The organism is Sinorhizobium fredii (genome assembly GCF_002944405.1).
GTDB classification, from domain to species: Bacteria; Pseudomonadota; Alphaproteobacteria; order Rhizobiales; family Rhizobiaceae; genus Sinorhizobium; species Sinorhizobium fredii_C.
The window spans coordinates 179,861-197,515 of sequence record NZ_CP024307.1; the positions used below are offsets into that span (position 1 = coordinate 179,861).

The 17,655-nt window shown below is 63.9% G+C and carries 10 protein-coding genes and 1 pseudogene; 3 read left to right on the plus strand and 8 right to left on the minus strand.

All coding sequences use genetic code 11. The features are described from left to right. Window position 1: 1 nt before the first annotated feature. Window positions 2-445: a MarR family winged helix-turn-helix transcriptional regulator gene (locus NXT3_RS00835; RefSeq protein WP_097525647.1), complete on the minus strand. Its 444-nt coding sequence runs from the start codon at window positions 443-445 to the stop codon at window positions 2-4. A gap of 456 nt (window positions 446-901) precedes the next feature. On the opposite strand from NXT3_RS00835, the gene polA reads away from it, so the two are divergent. Next, entirely contained in the window at window positions 902-3,916 is a 3,015-nt protein-coding gene (gene polA / locus NXT3_RS00840) for a DNA polymerase I (protein WP_104838653.1), read from the plus strand. 220 nt (window positions 3,917-4,136) lie between these two features. Here the strand turns inward: polA and NXT3_RS00845 are convergent, their stop codons facing one another. Next, window positions 4,137-5,150, minus strand: a complete 1,014-nt coding sequence (locus NXT3_RS00845) for a chemotaxis protein CheB (RefSeq protein WP_104839907.1) — start codon at window positions 5,148-5,150, stop codon at window positions 4,137-4,139. A gap of 251 nt (window positions 5,151-5,401) precedes the next feature. Between NXT3_RS00845 and NXT3_RS00850 the strand changes: the two are divergent. Next, window positions 5,402-8,891, plus strand: a pseudogene (locus NXT3_RS00850) (chemotaxis protein CheB). Next, window positions 8,875-9,261: a response regulator gene (locus NXT3_RS00855; protein WP_037422544.1), complete on the plus strand. Its 387-nt coding sequence runs from the start codon at window positions 8,875-8,877 to the stop codon at window positions 9,259-9,261. Before NXT3_RS00850 ends, NXT3_RS00855 begins: the two are co-directional and overlap by 17 nt. Before the next feature lie 14 nt (window positions 9,262-9,275). Here the strand turns inward: NXT3_RS00855 and NXT3_RS00860 are convergent, their stop codons facing one another. From NXT3_RS00860 to NXT3_RS00885, 6 genes are all read right to left on the minus strand, one after another. Next, window positions 9,276-9,908, minus strand: coding sequence for a TetR family transcriptional regulator (locus tag NXT3_RS00860; RefSeq protein WP_037422541.1), 633 nt, complete (start codon window positions 9,906-9,908; stop codon window positions 9,276-9,278). Window positions 9,909-9,959: 51 nt separating this feature from the next. Further along, window positions 9,960-13,106, minus strand: a complete 3,147-nt coding sequence (locus NXT3_RS00865; RefSeq protein ID WP_097525429.1) for a multidrug efflux RND transporter permease subunit — start codon at window positions 13,104-13,106, stop codon at window positions 9,960-9,962. 10 nt (window positions 13,107-13,116) lie between these two features. After that, a complete protein-coding gene (locus NXT3_RS00870; RefSeq protein ID WP_097525649.1) occupies window positions 13,117-14,322 on the minus strand; it encodes an efflux RND transporter periplasmic adaptor subunit in 1,206 nt (401 codons plus the stop codon). 397 nt (window positions 14,323-14,719) lie between these two features. Next, window positions 14,720-15,730 (minus strand): ABC transporter ATP-binding protein, encoded by a 1,011-nt coding sequence (locus NXT3_RS00875; protein WP_037422535.1) that lies wholly within the window; start codon window positions 15,728-15,730, stop codon window positions 14,720-14,722. Between the two features lie 17 nt (window positions 15,731-15,747). Further along, window positions 15,748-16,812: a Gfo/Idh/MocA family protein gene (locus NXT3_RS00880; RefSeq protein ID WP_104838654.1), complete on the minus strand. Its 1,065-nt coding sequence runs from the start codon at window positions 16,810-16,812 to the stop codon at window positions 15,748-15,750. Then, the gene (locus tag NXT3_RS00885; RefSeq protein ID WP_097537646.1) at window positions 16,809-17,648 is read right to left on the minus strand and encodes a carbohydrate ABC transporter permease; all 840 of its coding nucleotides are present in this window, start codon (window positions 17,646-17,648) and stop codon (window positions 16,809-16,811) included. Before NXT3_RS00885 ends, NXT3_RS00880 begins: the two co-directional genes overlap by 4 nt. Window positions 17,649-17,655: the final 7 nt, after the last annotated feature.

The window sequence follows — 17,655 nt, forward strand, 5'->3', positions numbered from 1 at the left end:
GTCAGGAGGCGTCGCCGCTGCGCGCCGCATTGGCGAGCGCCATGCGCATATATTCGAGCATGAGCTCCTTCTCGAAGCGCCGGAAACCGGAGAGCAGGGATTGCTCCGCCGCCAGTGCCGCCTCCTTCGCCGCCGCCTCCATGCCCCGGGCCTGCTCCGTCAGGAAGATCTGCTGCGAGCGCCGGTCGTTCGGATGCTTGCGGCGGATGACGAGTCCGTCGCGCTCCATCCGGGCGAGCGTATTGGCCATGGTCGCCTGTTCGATGTCGAGGCGGTCGAGAAGCTGCTTCTGAGTCAGCCCGTCTACGGCCCACAGTTCCAGCAGAATGGGAAACTGCCCCGGGGCGAAACCGAGCTTCTGTGCCCGCTGCTGCAGCGCGCGCGAGAAGCTCCTTGCCAGCAGGCTGGCCAGATATGTCGCGGAGTCCATACGATCGAAGGCCATGCCCATGCGTAGGCCCGAATCGGCATGAAGACAAGTTACAAAGCAGGCGATGGAGTGGGATCTACAGCGGCGCGCGTCTTATCAGCCGCGCAAAGGTCGCTGTAGCACTTTGGATTGCTGCATGTCTTTCTCCTCGGTCGATCCAAGGAGACATGCAGTAGCCCCAAACAAAAACCGCCACGGCGCGGAGGCGGCGCCGTAGCGGCTTCGTGAAAGCGGGACAAAGGCCCGGAGAGGGGGATGAGGCCTTTGTCCACATCTGGTGCGGGCGGGGGACAGGCCAATCACCAGACGACGGCATCGTTTCAGTGCCGCTCACCTTGATTTGAGGATTCAAATGTGGCTTTTCAAGGATTGTCCGGCCCGCCCGCACATTACAAATGCGTAACGTTTCCGTGAGGCTTCGGGCGAAAACCGCAATGGACCTTTGCCTCCCCCCGCGCTATCCATGGCCGCATGAAAAACGGTGATCATCTCTTCCTCGTCGACGGCTCGGGCTTCATCTTCCGGGCGTTCCACGCCATCCCGCCGCTCAACCGCAAGTCGGACGGGCTTCCGGTCAATGCGGTGGCAGGCTTCTGCAACATGCTCTGGAAGTTGCTGACCGATGCGCGCGACACGTCGGTCGGCGTGACGCCGACCCATTTCGCAGTGATCTTCGATTATTCCTCCAAGACCTTCCGAAACACGCTTTACGACCAGTACAAAGCGAACCGCACGGCGCCGCCGGAGGACCTGATCCCGCAATTCGGGCTGATCCGCCACGCCACCCGCGCCTTCAACCTGCCCTGCATCGAGAAGGAAGGCTACGAGGCCGACGACCTGATCGCCACCTATGCGCGGCTCGCCGAGGAAGCGGGCGCCGGCGTCACCATCGTTTCCTCCGACAAGGACCTCATGCAATTGGTGACCGCCAATGTGTCGATGTACGACAGCATGAAGGACAAGCAGATCACCATTCCTGACGTCATCGAGAAATGGGGCGTGCCGCCCGAGAAGATGATCGACCTCCAGGCGATGACCGGCGATTCCACCGACAATGTTCCGGGCATTCCCGGCATCGGCCCGAAGACGGCGGCCCAGCTCCTCGAAGAATATGGCGACCTCGACACGCTGCTTTCGCGGGCCGGCGAGATCAAGCAGCAGAAGCGGCGCGAGGCGATCATCGCCAATGCCGAGAAGGCGCGCCTGTCGCGCGAGCTCGTCACCCTGAAGAAGGACACGCCGCTCGACGTGCCGCTCGAGGATCTGCGGCTCGATTCGCAGGACGGACCGAGGCTGATCGCCTTCCTGAAGACGATGGAATTCAACACTTTGACGCGCCGCGTCGCCGCGGCGACCGAGACGGATGCGGAGGCGATCGAACCGGCGCATGTGCCGGTCGAATGGGGCGCCGAGGCGCACGGGCCCGATCTCGACGTCGGCGAGGCGGCCGGTCCGCCGCCGACGCCGGCATCGTCGAGCGCTTCGCCGCCGCGCGGCACTGCCGCCAAGGCTGCGGTTTCCTTCCTCACGGGCAAGGGTGACGCCTATGTCACCGGAGCGACGCCCCAGGAGCTGGCGCAGGCGCGCGCCGACTATTTCGCCAAGGCGCCTTTCGACCATTCGGCCTATGTGACGATCCGCGATCTCGCAACCCTCGACCGCTGGATCGCCGATGCCCGTGAGGCGGGCGTCCTCGGTTTCGATGCGGAAACCAACTCGCTCGACCCGATGCGGGCGGAGCTCGTCGGCCTTTCGATGGCGTTTGCCGATTACGGCAACAATCCCCTGGGCGGTACCATCCGCGCCGCCTATGTGCCGCTGATCCACAGGAACGGCGTAAGCGATCTTCTGGGCGGGGGCATGGTGGAAAACCAGGTGCCGGCGCGCGAGGCGTTGAGCCGGCTAAAGGTCCTGCTGGAAGACCCGTCGGTGCTCAAGGTCGCCCAGAACCTGAAATACGCCTATCTGGTCATGAAGCGGCACGGCATCGTCCTGCAGAGCTTCGACGACACCATGCTGATGTCCTATGTGGTCGATGCCGGCAATGGCGGGCACGGCATGGATTCGCTTTCCGAGCGTTGGCTCGGCCACGTGCCTATTCCCTACAAGGACGTCACCGGCACCGGCAAGGCGTCGGTGAGCTTCGATTTCGTCGACATCGACAAGGCGACCGCCTATGCCGCCGAGGACGCGGAGGTGACGCTTCGTCTCTGGCATGTATTGAAGCCGCGGCTGGCCGCCAAGGGCCTGACGCGCGTCTATGAACGCCTCGAAAGGCCGCTGGTCGCTGTCTTGGCTCAGATGGAGGAGCGCGGCATCACCGTCGACCGCCAGATCCTCTCGCGCCTTTCGGGCGAACTGGCGCAGGGCGCCGCAGCGCTCGAAGACGAGATCTACCGGCTGGCCGGCGAAACCTTCACCATCGGCTCGCCGAAGCAGCTCGGCGACATCCTGTTCGGCAAGATGGGCTTGCCGGGCGGCTCGAAGACGAAGACCGGTCAATGGTCGACCTCCGCTTCGGTGCTCGAAGAGCTTGCCGCCGTCGGACACGAACTGCCGCGCAAGATCGTCGACTGGCGCCAGCTCACCAAGCTGAAATCGACCTACACCGACGCCTTGCCCGGCTTCGTGCATCCGGAGACGAAGCGCGTCCACACCTGCTACGCGCTCGCCGCCACCACGACGGGGCGGCTTTCCTCCTCCGAGCCGAACCTCCAGAATATTCCGGTGAGGACCACCGAGGGCCGCAAGATCCGGACTGCCTTCATCGCGACCCCGGGCCACAGGCTGGTGTCGGCCGATTACAGCCAAATCGAGCTGCGGGTCTTGGCGCATGTGGCCGAGATTCCGCAGCTTCGCCAAGCCTTTGCCGATGGCGTCGACATCCATGCGATGACCGCATCGGAGATGTTCGGCGTGCCGGTGGAGGGGATGCCGAGCGAGATCCGCCGCCGCGCCAAGGCGATCAATTTCGGCATCATCTACGGCATCTCGGCCTTTGGGCTCGCCAACCAGCTTTCGATCGAGCGCTCGGAAGCGGGCGAGTACATCAAGAGATATTTCGAGCGCTTCCCCGGCATTCGCGACTATATGGAGAACACCAAGGCTTTTGCCCGCGAGCACGGCTATGTCGAAACGATCTTCGGCCGCCGCGCCCACTACCCGGATATCCGCTCCTCCAATCCCTCGCACCGCGCTTTCAACGAGCGCGCGGCGATCAACGCGCCGATCCAGGGCTCGGCCGCCGACATCATCCGCCGGGCGATGGTGAAGATGGAACCGGCGCTGGAAGCGGCGAAGCTTTCCGCCCGCATGCTGCTCCAGGTCCACGACGAATTGATCTTCGAGGTCGAGGAGAGCGAAATCGAGCGCACGCTTCCGGTGATCGTCTCGGTGATGGAGAATGCCGCAATGCCGGCGCTCAACATGAAGGTGCCGCTGAAGGTCGACGCGCGCGCCGCGCAGAATTGGGACGAGGCGCATTAGGCGACCACGGAGTTAAGTTAACCCCTCCCCAACCCTCCCCACAAGGGGGAGGGGCTTAGCGGGCCGCGTTGCCTTCACCACAGACATTCGTCTCGGACCGCCGCCTGCAAAGTATTGCAGCAACCTTGTGCATCCCCGGCGGTTGGACATGGAAGTCGCTCGCGATGGCCTCGCCCCTCCCACTTGCGGGGAGGGTTGGGGAGGGGTCTTGCAAGCGGCACTATTCGACTTCCTCGACCTCGTCGGCCGCGCCGGCGGTCTTGCCGAGAATGGCACGGCGCAAGGTTTCCGCATGCTCGCGGCCCTCGTCGGCCCGCCGGGTGTTGGCGGCGGCTGCGGCGTCTCGACCGCTGCGCCGCGCATCGTCGGCCATCTTTTCGCAGAGTGTCACCCTTTCCTCGATGATCCGCAGCGCCACCCGCATCGCCTCGTCGACGGAACCCTCCGACTCGGCCGCCAGCGTATCTGACGTATAGGCATGACCGACCTGACAACGGAAGCGGAGCGGCGGCCAGCTCTTCATCTGTGAAAGAACGCCTCCGCAAGCGGGGCAGGACAGGGGAACGGCGTCGGCAATGGTGGCGATCGCTTCAGGGTCGATCTGCCGGCCCAGCGCAATATCGACCTCGAGTCTGAGGTCATCCGGTATAGCAACCGGCGGCCCGGCCGCCTCGCTCGTGAGCTGGACGAGCAGCTGAGGCAGATCCGCAAGCGAAGCGCGATAGTCGACGTCGCTCGCCTTCAGGGCTCCGAGCGGCATGTCGGGTGCAGCCGCATCCTGCGGGTTCTGCACCACGGTTACGCCGCCGCAGCGCTTGAGATCGGCAAGACCCGCCGCGCCGTCGTTCAACATCCCCGTCAGGACCACTCCGACGGCTCGGGTGCCGTAAGTCATGCCAACCGATCTGAAGAGCGGGTCGACCGCCGGTCGAGCCAGATTCTCGCGCGGTCCTCGGCCGAGCCTGACGATACCGTCGACGACGAGAAGATGATGGTCAGCGGGCGCGACATAGACATGACCGGCTTCGATCCGCTCGCCGTCGCTCGCCGTCGTCACTGGAACGGCGATGTGTTCCTTGAAGATCTCTGAGAGCAGGTTCTTTCCGCGCGCGCCGACATGAATGACGATGAATAGGGTGGCGGCGAATTCGGGAGGAAGCGCGCGAAGCAGCTGCTTGACGGCGCCAATTGCCCCCGTCGACCCTCCAATAGCAATTACGTCGCGGCTGCCCATGGCATGCTCCATTCTTCCCACAACGTTCCACGTGCGGATAGGTTCGACGGTCGGATTGTGCCGTGCCCCATGGCAAGAGTAAGGGGGAAGATTTTCCCAACACCTCTGTTGGGCCGCTTGATCCGCTGTCATAACAAATTACACTGGAGTCGCCTTTCGAAGTAGAATGGCCGCAAAATCCGAATCCGGAGTGGAAGACACGTCGAGCCAAGAGCGTGGCTGATCGGGCAACGTTGTCGGGGAGATTGAGCATGGATCAGAAATTCGATCCGCCGATAGTTGGCATCGGAGCCTCGGCAGGGGGCGTGCAGGCACTTCAGACCTTCTTCGAACACATGTCGACCGATACCGGTGCGGCCTTCGTTGTCATCATCCACCTTGATCCGCGCTCCCGGAGCGAACTGGCCAGCATCCTGGCGTCTCGCACGCAGATGCCTGTGACGCAGATCGAGGACCAGGCGGAACTGGAAAGCAACCACGTCTATGTCATCCCGCCAAATCGGCGGCTGAAGATCGCCGACGGCTCCATCTCCGCGCTTCCATTCGAGCAGCCCCGTGCAGCCCGCGCTCCGATCGACGTTTTCTTTCGGTCGCTTGCCGAGCAGCACGGAACCGGTTTCGCCGTCGTTCTCACCGGCGCAGGGGCGGATGGTTCGATCGGCGTCAAGGCCATCAAGGAGGCCGGCGGCATCGTGCTCGTGCAGGATCCGCGCGAGGCGGAATATGCTTCGATGCCTCGCAATGCCATCGCCACGGAAGTCGCCGACTTCGTCCTTCCCATCCGCGAACTTCCCGAGAGGCTCAGCGAACTGCTGGCCAGCCGCGACCACCTTCCTCCCGGCCATGTGCTATCCGGCGATGAAGACCTCCTCGGGCGGATCCTGGCGCATGTGCGCGTGCGGACCGGACATGATTTCTCGCAGTACAAGCGCGCCACCATTCTTCGGCGCATCGGACGGCGGGCGCAGGTGACCAGGAAGGAGACGCTCGCCGATTACTACGCCTATATGCGCGAGAACGTGGAGGAAGCGCAGGCGCTGTTCAGCGACTTTCTAATATCGGTTACGACATTTTTTCGCGATCCGGAGGCCTTCAAATCGCTTGCGAATAAAGTCATTCCGCAATTGTTTGACGGAAAGGAGGCCGGTGACAGCATCCGGGTCTGGGTTCCCGGCTGCGCGACGGGGGAGGAGACCTATACGATTGGCATCCTCCTCCTCGAGGAGGCGGCGCGTCGCGAGCTCGCGCCGGAGATTCAGGTTTTCGGCTCGGATCTCGATGCAGGCGCTCTCGCGATCGCCCGTGAAGGGCGCTTTCCCGTGACGATCGAAACCGACCTTAGCGAGGAAAGACTGCGGCGGTTCTTCCAGCGTGAAGGCGATCACTACCGGGTGCGCCGCGAACTGCGCGATGTCGTTCTGTTTGCCAGCCACAGTCTGCTCCGAGAGCCGCCCTTTTCCCATCTCGACATGATTTCCTGCCGCAACCTCATGATCTATCTCGATCGACAGCTCCAGCAGCAGGCATGCACCATCTTTCACTACGCCCTCAATCCGGGAGGCTTCCTTTTCCTCGGATCGTCGGAAAGCGCCGACAACCCGAACGGGCTCTTCCGCATGGTCGATCGCGAGGCACGCATCTACAGGTCGGTGCCAGGCGCCGGCGACCGGCGTCCGGTTCTACCCGTGCTGGTCGGTCCCCACCATGGGCTGGAGCGAGCGCCGAGTAGCGCGCGGCCGCCGATGCCGACCGGCAGTATCGGCGACGTCGCTTTGCACAGGCAGATGCTCGAGAAGATCGCTCCGCCGAGCATGCTCGTGGATGAAAGCCATCGCGCCATACATCTTTCCGAGAACGCCGGTCGCTTTCTACGGCCATCGGGCGGGCCGGTCAGTACCGATGCGACGGACCTCGTGCGCGAGGAGTTCCGATTCGACCTTCGGGCAGCGCTCCACCGCGCCTTCGAGCGGAACGAAGCGACCCTGAGCATGCCGATCCTCGCCCAACTCGACGGGCAGCCGCATCGTGTCTACGTTCAGGTGAAGCCGGTCCTCCACGGAAGCGACCCGACCCGGCATGCCCTGGTGCTGTTCATCGAAGGCGATGTGATCGACCCATCCGCAGGTCCCGCCGAGAGGGTGGACGGCCATCCTCCGTCCACGCAGGCCGTGCGGCAACTGCAGGAAGAACTGCAACTTGCGCAAAGTCGGCTTCGCGCGACGAGGGAAGAATCGGAGGCGGCCACGGAGGAACTGCGTGCCGCCAACGAAGAACTTCAGTCGATGAATGAGGAGTATCGGTCGACGGCGGAAGAGCTCGAGACGAGCAAGGAGGAACTGCAGTCGATCAACGAAGAGCTGCAGACCGTCAACAACGAGCTCAAGCTGAAGCTCGAAAGCGTTTCGCGAGCCCATAGCGACCTGCAGAACCTGATGTCGGCAACAGACGTCGCGACGCTCTTCCTCAACCCGTCGCTCCGTATCAAGCGTTTCACGCCGCGCCTGATGGAGATTTTCAACGTCACCCAGAATGACGAAGGACGGCCGATCACCGACTTTACCCATCATCTGAAATATGACGGCCTGGCCGAGGATGCGCGCTCGGTCTTAGAGAACCTTGCGCCGATCGAACGCGAGATCAAGAGCAACGACAACGGCTGGTATCTTGTGCGAATGCGTCCCTATCGCACGATCGACGACAAGATTGATGGCGTCGTCGCGACCTTTGTCGACATTTCCGAGCGCCGTCATGCCGAAGCGGCAGTGAGGGAAAGCGAACAGCGCCTCGACCAGGAAATGCGCCTGGTCGAGCTGTCTCGCTCGCCAATATTCGTCTGGGACTTCGACGACGGCATCAAGCAGTGGAACCGCGGCAGCGAAGAGCTCTACGGCTATTCGCGCGAGGAAGCCCTCGGCAAGCAGAAAGAACAGCTCCTCAAGACTGCCGTTCCGGGCTCATCCTTCGACAAGCTGAGGAAAACCCTGCTCGAAACCGGCCGCTGGAGCGGCGAATTGCATCACACGACGAAAGACGGCCAGGTGCTGACGGTGGAAAGCCAGATCGAGCTCGTTCCCCTCGGCGACCGTCGGCTTGTCCTGGAAAGCACCCGCGACATCACCGATCGCAAGCGCTGGGAACGGCGCCGGCAGCTGTTGCTGAACGAATTGAGCCATCGCGTGAAGAACAACGCTCGCCGTCGTGCAATCTTTGGCGCGCCAGACCTTGCGCACCACTCATTCGAGCGAGGACTTCGTCGAGCGTTTTGAAGGGCGCCTCGACGCCTTGGCGAGCGCTCACAAGCTTCTCGTCGATTCGGAATGGAGCGGGGCCGAGCTCGGCGCCCTGGCGCTCAGCCAGCTCGAGGCCCACACGGGCACCGACGGGCGCAGGCTGCAGATAGAGGGAGAGCCGGTCATGCTGACGCCGGATATCGCCACGCCCTTCGGTCTCGTCCTTCACGAGCTTGCCACCAACGCTGCCAAATACGGCGCTTTCGCCACGGCAGACGGGCAGGTCAGCCTCCGCTGGAAGGTGGGGAACAAGGACCGGCGGCTGGCGGTTACTTGGGAGGAACGCGGTGGTCCGCCGGTCGAATCGCCGGCCGAACAGGGTTTCGGCGGCGTGTTGATCGAAAAGAGCTTGCCAGGAGCGACGGTGCACCGTGATTTCCGGCCAGACGGCGTCGTCTGCACAATCGAGATCAAGCTCCCGGAGAGCCCGCAAAATGGAGCGGAAAGCTGATCATAACCTGCCTCTTGCCGGCGCCAGAATTCTGGTCGCCGAAGACGAGCTTCTGATCGCGCTCGACATGGAGGCCGCATTCCGCGACGCCGGCGCCGACATTGTCGGGCCATGCATGACGCTGGAAGCCGCCTTGGATGCGGCCAGAAACGAGCCGCTTTCTCTCGCCGTGCTTGATATACGCCTCGGGAATGCGACGACTGAGAATGTCAGCGATCTGCTGGCCGAACGCGGCATCCCCTTCCTGTTCTACAGCGGACAAGCGCTGCCCGACGCGATGCAACGGAAATGCGACGGCGCGGTGGTGGTCGACAAGCCGGCTACCCAGCAGGACCTCGTTGGCGCCGCCGCAAGCATGCTGACGGCCTGAGGTTTCTGTTCGCTTCAGGCGGCGGACTGGGCGGGAAGAGTCTGCCGGAAGCTGGCGAAGAGGCGCTTGAGGGCGTCGCGCCCCTCGGCTGCGAGATCGAAACGGCGGCCGAAGAGCAGCCATTCGGTACAGAGGCCCGTCATCATCCAGTGCAACGTGCGGACGGCGGAAGTCGGCGTCCAGTTGTCGCGCAATTGCCCGCGCTCGAGCGCGCGGGCGAAGGCGAGTTCGAGCATGGCGGTGTGGCGCTCCTTCATCTCCTTCTGGCGGTCGAGCACGGCGGACATTTCATTGTCGTAGTCGCACCGGAGCATGATTGCGAGAACGCGCTGCCGCTGCTCGTCTACCGCAAGCATTTCGAGCCAGTCGCCGGTCGCTGCCTCGACGATCGCCAGCGTGTCGGAGGCCTCGGTCTCGATCTCGCGGGCGATCATGTCTTCCTGCGGCAAAGGCACCGCATCGTAGAGCGCCAGGAAAAGATCGGTCTTGTTGGCGAAATGCCAGTAGATGGCGCCGCGGGTCACGCCCGCTTCGCTGGCAACCTTGTCGAGGGTCGTGCCCGAAACACCCTTCTTGTAAAAGACGCGCTCGGCGGCGCTCAGGATCTTCTTTCGGGTTTCCTCGGCATCGGCCTTGGTTCGGCGCATGTCATTCTCCTTGCTGGACGGCCCGCCGGTGAGGGCGGGCCGTTGATACGCTTACTCGGCGGGTGTGGCACTCTCGGATGCGGCCACAGGTGCCGCGCCCCTTGCTTTTCTCCACCCGAAGATCTTCATGACGAACACGAAGAACACCGGCACGAAGAAGATCGCCAGCACCGTTGCCGAGATCATCCCGCCCATGACGCCGGTGCCGATGGCGCGTTGGCTGCCGGAGCTCGCGCCCGTCGCGATCGCGAGCGGCAAGACGCCGAGGGTGAAGGCGAGCGAGGTCATCAGGATCGGGCGGAAGCGCAGATGCACGGCTTCGAGCGTCGCCTCGATCAGCGGCTTGCCCTGTTCGCGCAGCTCCTTGGCGAACTCGATGATCAGGATGGCGTTCTTCGCCGAAAGCCCGATGATCGCGATCAGGCCGACCTTGAAGTAGACGTCGTTCGGCATGTCGCGCATCATCACCGCCAGCACCGCGCCGATGACGCCGAGCGGCACGACCATGATGACCGAGACGGGGATCGACCAGCTCTCGTAGAGCGCCGCAAGGCACAGGAAGACGAGCAGGCAGGAGAGCGCGATCAGCAGCGGCGCCTGTGTGCCCGACTGGATCTCCTGCAGCGATTGTCCGGTCCATTCATAGCCGAAGCCTGGCGGAAGCTCAGCCACCAGCCGCTCCATCTCGGTGATCGCATCGCCGGAGGAGTAGCCCGGAGCCGCCTCGCCGCTGATGCGGACCGCCGGATAGCCATTGTAGCCGACCGTCTGCGTCGGTGCCTTGACCCATTCGATATTGGCGAAGGCCGACAGCGGCACCATGCCGCCGTTCGAGTTGCGGACATTGAGGTTCAGGAGATCAGCCGTCTGCATGCGCTCGTTCTCGTCCGCCTGCACCGTCACGCGCTGCATGCGGCCGGCATTCGGGAAGTCGTTGACATAGGACGAGCCGAGATTGGTCGATATCGTCGAGTTGATGTCGGCAAAGGTCACGCCGAAGGTGTTGGCCTTCTCGCGGTCGATGTTGACGCTGACCTGGGCCGCGTCCGGCATGCCCTCGAAGCGAACGCCCGTCACCACCTTGCTCTGGGCGGCAAGACCGAGAAGCTGGTCGCGTGCCTCAGCCAGCGCCGCTTCGCCGAGCCCGGCGCGGTCCTGCAGCCGGAAGGAGAAGCCGCCGGTCGTGCCGAGGCCCTGGATTGCCGGCGGCGACAACGCGAAGCTGATCGCGTCCTTGATCTGGCTCATCGCCATTGTTGCGCGGCCGGCGATCGACTGGGCCGCGTTGTTGGCGTCGCGCTCGCTCCAGTCCTTGAGCGTCACGAAGGCTAGCCCCGCGTTCTGGCCGGTGCCGAAGAAGGAGAAGCCGTTGATGGCGACGATCGTGTCGACCGCCGGCTCCTGGCCGAAGATATGCTCCGCCTGTTCAATGACCTCCGTCGTGCGGTTTCCGGTCGCTTCCGACGGCAGCTGCATCATGACGATGACGAAGCCCTGGTCCTCGTCCGGCAGGAAGGACGAAGGGAGCTGCATGAAGGCCCAGGCGAGGCCGCCGAGCAGTGCGAGGTAGATAATCATGAAGCGGCCGGTGCGCGTCACCAGGCGTCCGACCATGCCGGTATAGCCGCGCGAGGTCCGGTCGAAGCTGCGGTTGAACCAGCCGAAGAAGCCGCGCTTGGCGTGATGATGGCCCTTAGGGACCTGCTTCAGGAAGCTCGCGCAGAGCGCCGGCGTCAGCGACAGGGCAAGGAAGGCCGAGAATAGGATCGAAACCACCATGGTCAGCGAGAACTGGCGATAGATCACGCCGACGGCACCCGGGAAGAAGGCCATCGGAATGAACACCGAGGCGAGCACCAGGGTGATGCCGATCACCGCGCCGGTGATCTGCTTCATCGCCTTGCGGGTCGCCTCCTTCGGCGTCAGCCCTTCCTCCGACATGATGCGCTCGACGTTCTCGACGACGATGATCGCATCGTCGACGAGAATGCCGATCGCCAGCACCATGCCGAACATGGTCAAGACGTTGATCGAGAACCCCATCGCCAGCATGACCGCGCAGGTGCCGAGCAGGGCGACCGGCACGACCAGCGTCGGGATGATCGTGTAGCGGATGTTCTGCAGGAACAGGAACATCACCAGGAAGACGAGCACCATGGCTTCGACGAGCGTCTCCACCACCTTCTGGATCGAGACGGCGACGAAGGGCGAGGTGTCGTAGGGGATTGAATATTCGAGGCCCGGCGGGAAGAACTCGGCGAGCTCGTCCATGCGCGCCTTGATCGCCTGCGAGGTCGAGATCGCATTGCCGCTCGGCGAGAGCTGCACGGCGATGGCGGCCGAGGGCTTGCCGTTGAGGCGGGTCGAGAAGGAATAGTTCTCGCCGCCGATTTCGATGCGGGCGACGTCGCGCAGCCGGACGGCCGAGCCGTCGGCGTTCGCCCGAAGCACGATGGCGCCGAATTCCTCCGGCGACGAAAGCTGGCCCTTGATCACCACTGGGGCGCTGATCTGCTGGGTGATCGGGTTCGGCTGGGCGCCGATCGAGCCCGAGGCGATCTGGGCGTTCTGCGCCTGGATGGCCGCCGTCACGTCGGCGGCGGTCAGGTTGAGGCCGAGCATCTTGTCCGGATCGAGCCAGACGCGCATCGAGCGCTCGGTCGCGAACATCTGGGCGCGGCCGACGCCCTGAACGCGCTGGATTTCACTCAAGACGTTGCGGCTCAGATAGTCGCCGAGACCGATCGCGTCCATCGATCCGTCGGTCGAGGTCAGCGAGATGATCAGAAGGAAGCCGGAGCCGGCCTCGTCCACCTGGACGCCCTGCTGCTTCACCGAATCGGGCAGCCGCGGTTCGACGCGTTGCACCCGGTTCTGGATGTCGACCGAGGCCTGGCTGGGGTCGGTGCCCGGCTCGAAGGTCGCATTGATCTCGACGGAGCCCGACGCGCTCGAGGTCGATTCGAAGTACAGCAGGCCCTCGACGCCGTTCAGTTCATCCTCGATCAGCCGCGTGACGCTCTGATAGGTGTCCTGCGACGAGGCGCCGGGATAGGTGGTGTTGATCGAGATCTGCGGCGGCGCGACGTCCGGATATTGCGACACGGGCAGGAGCGGGATCGCAATGATGCCGGCGACCATGATGAAGATCGCCACCACCCAGGCAAAGATCGGCCTGTCGATGAAAAAGCTGGGCATGGGTAGGCTCTCACTTCACTGCGGTGGCGGACTTGTCGCCGGCGGCCGCCGCACTCTGCTGTTCGGTTCCGGGCTTGGCGCCCGGCTTCCAATCGGTGGGTTCGACGGGAGCGCCGGGGCCGATCTTCTGGAAGCCTTCGACGATGACCTTCTCACCGGCCCTGAGGCCCGCGGTAACCTGCCAGCGCTCGCCGACGGTTCGCCCGAGCGTGACGTTGCGGAACTCGACCTTCTTGTCGGCGGTCACGACATAGACCTGGGACTGGCCGGCATTGTTGCGCTGCACCGCCTGCTGCGGGACAGTAATCGCGTCCTTTTCCAGCCCCTGCTGGATCTGCACGCGCACATACATGCCCGGCAGCAGATCGTTGTTGGGGTTGGGAAATTCGCCGCGCAGCGTCACCTGGCCGGTGGTCGCGTCGACCGCCGCCTCGGAGAAGAGCAGCCGGCCCTTCAACCCATAGGGCGTGCCGTCGTCGAGGATGAGCTGCACCTCCGCCTCGTTCTTGCCGCTGATCAGCTGGCCGTCCTGAAGCGCCTTGCGCAGACGGATGAGGTCGGTCGCCGACTGGGTGAAGTCGGCATAGACGGGATCGAGCTGCTGAATGGTTGCGAGGTTCTGTGTGTCGCTCGCGCTGACCAGCGCACCTTCGGTGATCAACGCCCGGCCGATGCGGCCGCTGATCGGCGCAGTCACATTGGCGTATTGGAGGTTGAGCTTCGCCTCCGCGAGGCCCGCCTCGGCAATGCCGATGTCGGCCTCGGCCTGGGCGAGCGTCGCGATCGCGTCGTCATATTGCTGGACGGCCGCGACCTGCGCCTCCTTCAGCCGCGACTGCCGGTCGGCGGTCTGCTTGGCCTGGTCGCGCACGGCAATTGCCCGCTGCAGCGTCGCCTCGGCGCTGTCGACCTTGACCTGGAACGGCGCCGGGTCGATCCGGTAGAGCACGTCGCCTTCCTTGACCATCGTGCCCTGCTCGAACACCCGTTCGACGACGATGCCGGTAACGCGCGGCCGAACCTCGGCGATCCGCGTCGGCGTGATGCGGCCGGGCAGCTCGTTGGTGATCGGCAAAGGCTCCGCCGCGGTCGTGAAAACGGCGACCGCCGCCGGAGGAAAAGCCGGGGCCGCGGCCTGCTCGTCGTTCTTCTGGCAGCCGGCGAGAAGCAGCACGGCTGTCAGCGAGGCGGCCAGTATCGGTCGGGTCATATGCATCGCAATGTCCAATATGCAAAGGGACCGTCTCGCGGCGCCTGCCGCGCGGTCCGTCAGGGAGATGAAGCGGAGCCGGAATCGAAGGAAGATACCGGAAAGCTAATATACAAACAGGAATGTATGTTAATTTCGGGCGCAGTGCAACCGCCTGGGGCGACAGGCGGGGAACCGCAGAAAAGCCAATTGCCCCAGGCTCTTCGTCGCTTCGGCCCTTGGTTGATCACGCATGTGTGATTGCTTCAGAGCGACCCTCCCCAGGAGGGGCACGCATCTGCTGCCGCGCCAATGTCGTCTTAGGCCCCCGAGAATGCGGACCCGCATGAACGGGGCGAGCGCGGTATCGCATGCCCCTCCCTCTTGAACCCCGAGCCGCTTTCGAGCGTAACTTGGATTGCGCCTACTGCCCGGAATTGATCACCCGCCCCTCGCTGTCGAAGCGGTGCATGCCGCCGATCACCGGGGTGGCATGGACGATGTCGTCGGCCGCGTAGCGGTGTTCGCCGAAGAGCCGCACCGTCAGCGGCCCAACCTCGTCGGATTCGAGATAGACGATGGTGTCGGCGCCGAGATGCTCGACATGGATCACCTTCGCCTTCCATTTGCCGCTCTCGCGCGACAGGCCGATATGTTCGGGGCGAATGCCGACGGTCTTGGCCTCGCCGTCGCCGAACCGCTCGCCGTCGATGAAGTTCATCTGCGGCGAGCCGATGAAGCCGGCGACGAAGAGATTGGCGGGCCGGTTATAGAGCTCCATCGGCGAGCCGACCTGCTCGATGCGTCCGCCGTTCAGCACCACTATCTTGTCGGCGAGCGTCATCGCCTCGACCTGGTCGTGGGTGACATAGATCATCGTCGCCTTAAGGCTGCGGTGCAGCCGGGCGATTTCGAGGCGCGTGTTGACGCGCAGCGCCGCATCGAGGTTCGACAGCGGCTCGTCGAAGAGGAACAGCTTCGGCTCGCGCACGATGGCCCGGCCGATCGCGACGCGCTGGCGCTGGCCGCCTGAAAGCTCCGCCGGACGGCGGGCGAGATAGGGCTCTAGCGACAGCATGCCGGCCGCCTTGCCGACCTTCTCCTCGATCTCGGGTTTCGGCACGCCGGCCTGCTTTAAGCCCAGGCCCATATTGTCCTTCACCGTCAGGTGCGGGTAAAGCGCGTAGGACTGGAAGACCATGGCGATGCCGCGTTTGGCCGGCGCCACATGGCCGACCTCGACGCCGTCGATCTGCACGCTGCCGGAGGTCGCGTCCTCGAGACCGGCGATGGTGCGGAGCAGGGTCGACTTTCCGCAGCCCGACGGGCCGACGAAGATGACGAATTCGCCGTCCTTCACCTCGAGGTCGATGCCCTTCAGCACCTCATGGCCGCCATAGGCCTTGCGGATGGATTGGAGTTGCAGTGATCCCACGTGTCGCCCTCTTCAAATTAAAGCTTGACCGGCCTGCCGCTGCGAACGCTTTCGTCCGCCGCCAGGCAGATCTTCAGCGATTGCACCGCATCGTCCATGTGCCGGTCGAGATTGATGTTTTCGCGAATGGCCTTGAGCACGAAGGCCTGCTCGCTGTCGCAGAGCTCCTGATGGCCCGGTTCGCCCTCCATAACGAGGTCCTCGTCGGCCTTGACAAAACGTCCGTCCGGCCCGGTCGCCGCACTGTGCAGGCGGATGACCGCGGTCTTGGTGTGGACGTCGATGTCGTCCGACTTGGCGGCCTGATCCATGACAATCGACACCGACCCGTTCGGCGAGATCACGTCCTTCACGAAAAAAGCAGTCTCCGAGATCATCGGTCCCCAGCCGGCCTCGTACCAGCCGACCGAACCGTCCTCGAAGATCACCTGCAGGTGGCCGTAATTGTACATGTCGGCGGCGATCTCATTGGAGAGCCGCAGGCCCATGCCGCGTACCTCGACGGGTTTCGCGTCGGTGATCTGGCACATGACGTCGACATAGTGAACGCCGCAATCGACGATCGGCGCCGTCGTCTGCATCAGCGACTTGTGCGTCGCCCAGGTCGCCCCGCTCGACTGCTGGTTCAGGTTCATGCGGAAAACATAGGGAGGCCCGAGCTTGCGCGCCTCGGCGATCAGCCGCATCCAGGAGGGATGGTGGCGCAGGATGTAGCCGACGATGAGCTTGCGGCCGTTCGCCCGGGCGCAGGCGACGACCCGCTCCGCATCGGCGACCGTCGTCGCCAGCGGCTTCTCCACGAAGACGTGGCAGCCGGCCTCCATGGCGGTGACCGCATAGGCCGCGTGGCTGTCCGAATAGGTGTTGATCGAGCAGAGCTCCGGCCGGAGTTCGAGCAGCGCCTCGTTGAACGAGGGCAGGATCTCGTAACCGGCAAGCGCTTCCGGCAATTCCACCTTCGAGCGGTTGACCAGGCCGGCGATCTCGAAGCCGGGATTCTCGTGATACGCCAGCGCATGGCTGCGGCCCATATTACCGAGGCCCGCGACGAGCACGCGGATCGGATTTGCGGAAGAACTCATTTGACCGCTCCTGCCGTGATGCCGCGGATCAACTGCCGCGAGAAGATGACGTAGAGGACGAGGACAGGGAAGATCGCCAGCGACAGCGCCGAGAGGACAGCGTTCCAGTTGGTGACGAACTGGCCGATGAAGATCTGCGAACCGAGCGTGACGGTTTTGGTGGTTTCGGCCGGTGCCAGGATCAGCGGGAACCACAGGTCGTTCCAGATCGGGATCATGGTGAAGACGGCGACCGTCGCCATGGCTGGCCTTATGAGCGGCAGCACCAGCCGGAAGAAGATCGCATATTCGGAGAGCCCGTCTATGCGTCCGGCATTCTTCAGGTCGTCCGAGACGGTGCGCATGAATTCCGACAGGATGAAGACGGCGAGCGGCAGGCCCTGGGCCGTATAGACGAGAATCAGCGCCGTCAGCGTGTTGACAAGGTTCGCCGCCACCATGCCCTGCAGGATCGCCACCGTGCCGAGCCGGATCGGAATCATGATGCCGAGCGCCAGATAGAGGCCCATCAGCGTATTGCCGCGGAAGCGGTATTCGGACAGCGCGAAGGCGGCCATGGCGCCGAACAGCAGCACCAGCGCGATCGACACGACGGTGACGACGACGCTGTTCTGGAAGTAGCCGATGAAATCGCCCTGCTTCAGCACCGTCTCGTAGCCGATCAGGCTGAAGGTCTCCGGTGTCGGCACCGCCAGCGGTTCGCGGAAGATCGCATTTCGGCTCTTGAACGAGTTGGCGATCGTCAGGAACACCGGGAACAGCGCCACCAGCGTATAGGCGATCAGCGCTACATGGACGGCGCCGGTCCGGGCTATGGAGCTACGTGCTTTCGACATCGTTGAT

What these genes read in the sequence shown, in the direction of transcription:
- NXT3_RS00870 (WP_097525649.1), bottom strand. Translation starts at nt 14,322, where the DNA reads ATGCATATGACCCGACCGATACTGGCCGCCTCGCTGACAGCCGTGCTG.
- NXT3_RS00845 (WP_104839907.1), bottom strand. Translation starts at nt 5,150, where the DNA reads ATGGGCAGCCGCGACGTAATTGCTATTGGAGGGTCGACGGGGGCAATT.
- NXT3_RS00865 (WP_097525429.1), bottom strand. Translation starts at nt 13,106, where the DNA reads ATGCCCAGCTTTTTCATCGACAGGCCGATCTTTGCCTGGGTGGTGGCG.
- NXT3_RS00855 (WP_037422544.1), top strand. Translation starts at nt 8,875, where the DNA reads ATGGAGCGGAAAGCTGATCATAACCTGCCTCTTGCCGGCGCCAGAATT.
- NXT3_RS00880 (WP_104838654.1), bottom strand. Translation starts at nt 16,812, where the DNA reads ATGAGTTCTTCCGCAAATCCGATCCGCGTGCTCGTCGCGGGCCTCGGT.
- NXT3_RS00885 (WP_097537646.1), bottom strand. Translation starts at nt 17,648, where the DNA reads ATGTCGAAAGCACGTAGCTCCATAGCCCGGACCGGCGCCGTCCATGTA.
- NXT3_RS00860 (WP_037422541.1), bottom strand. Translation starts at nt 9,908, where the DNA reads ATGCGCCGAACCAAGGCCGATGCCGAGGAAACCCGAAAGAAGATCCTG.
- polA (WP_104838653.1), top strand. Translation starts at nt 902, where the DNA reads ATGAAAAACGGTGATCATCTCTTCCTCGTCGACGGCTCGGGCTTCATC.
- NXT3_RS00835 (WP_097525647.1), bottom strand. Translation starts at nt 445, where the DNA reads ATGGCCTTCGATCGTATGGACTCCGCGACATATCTGGCCAGCCTGCTG.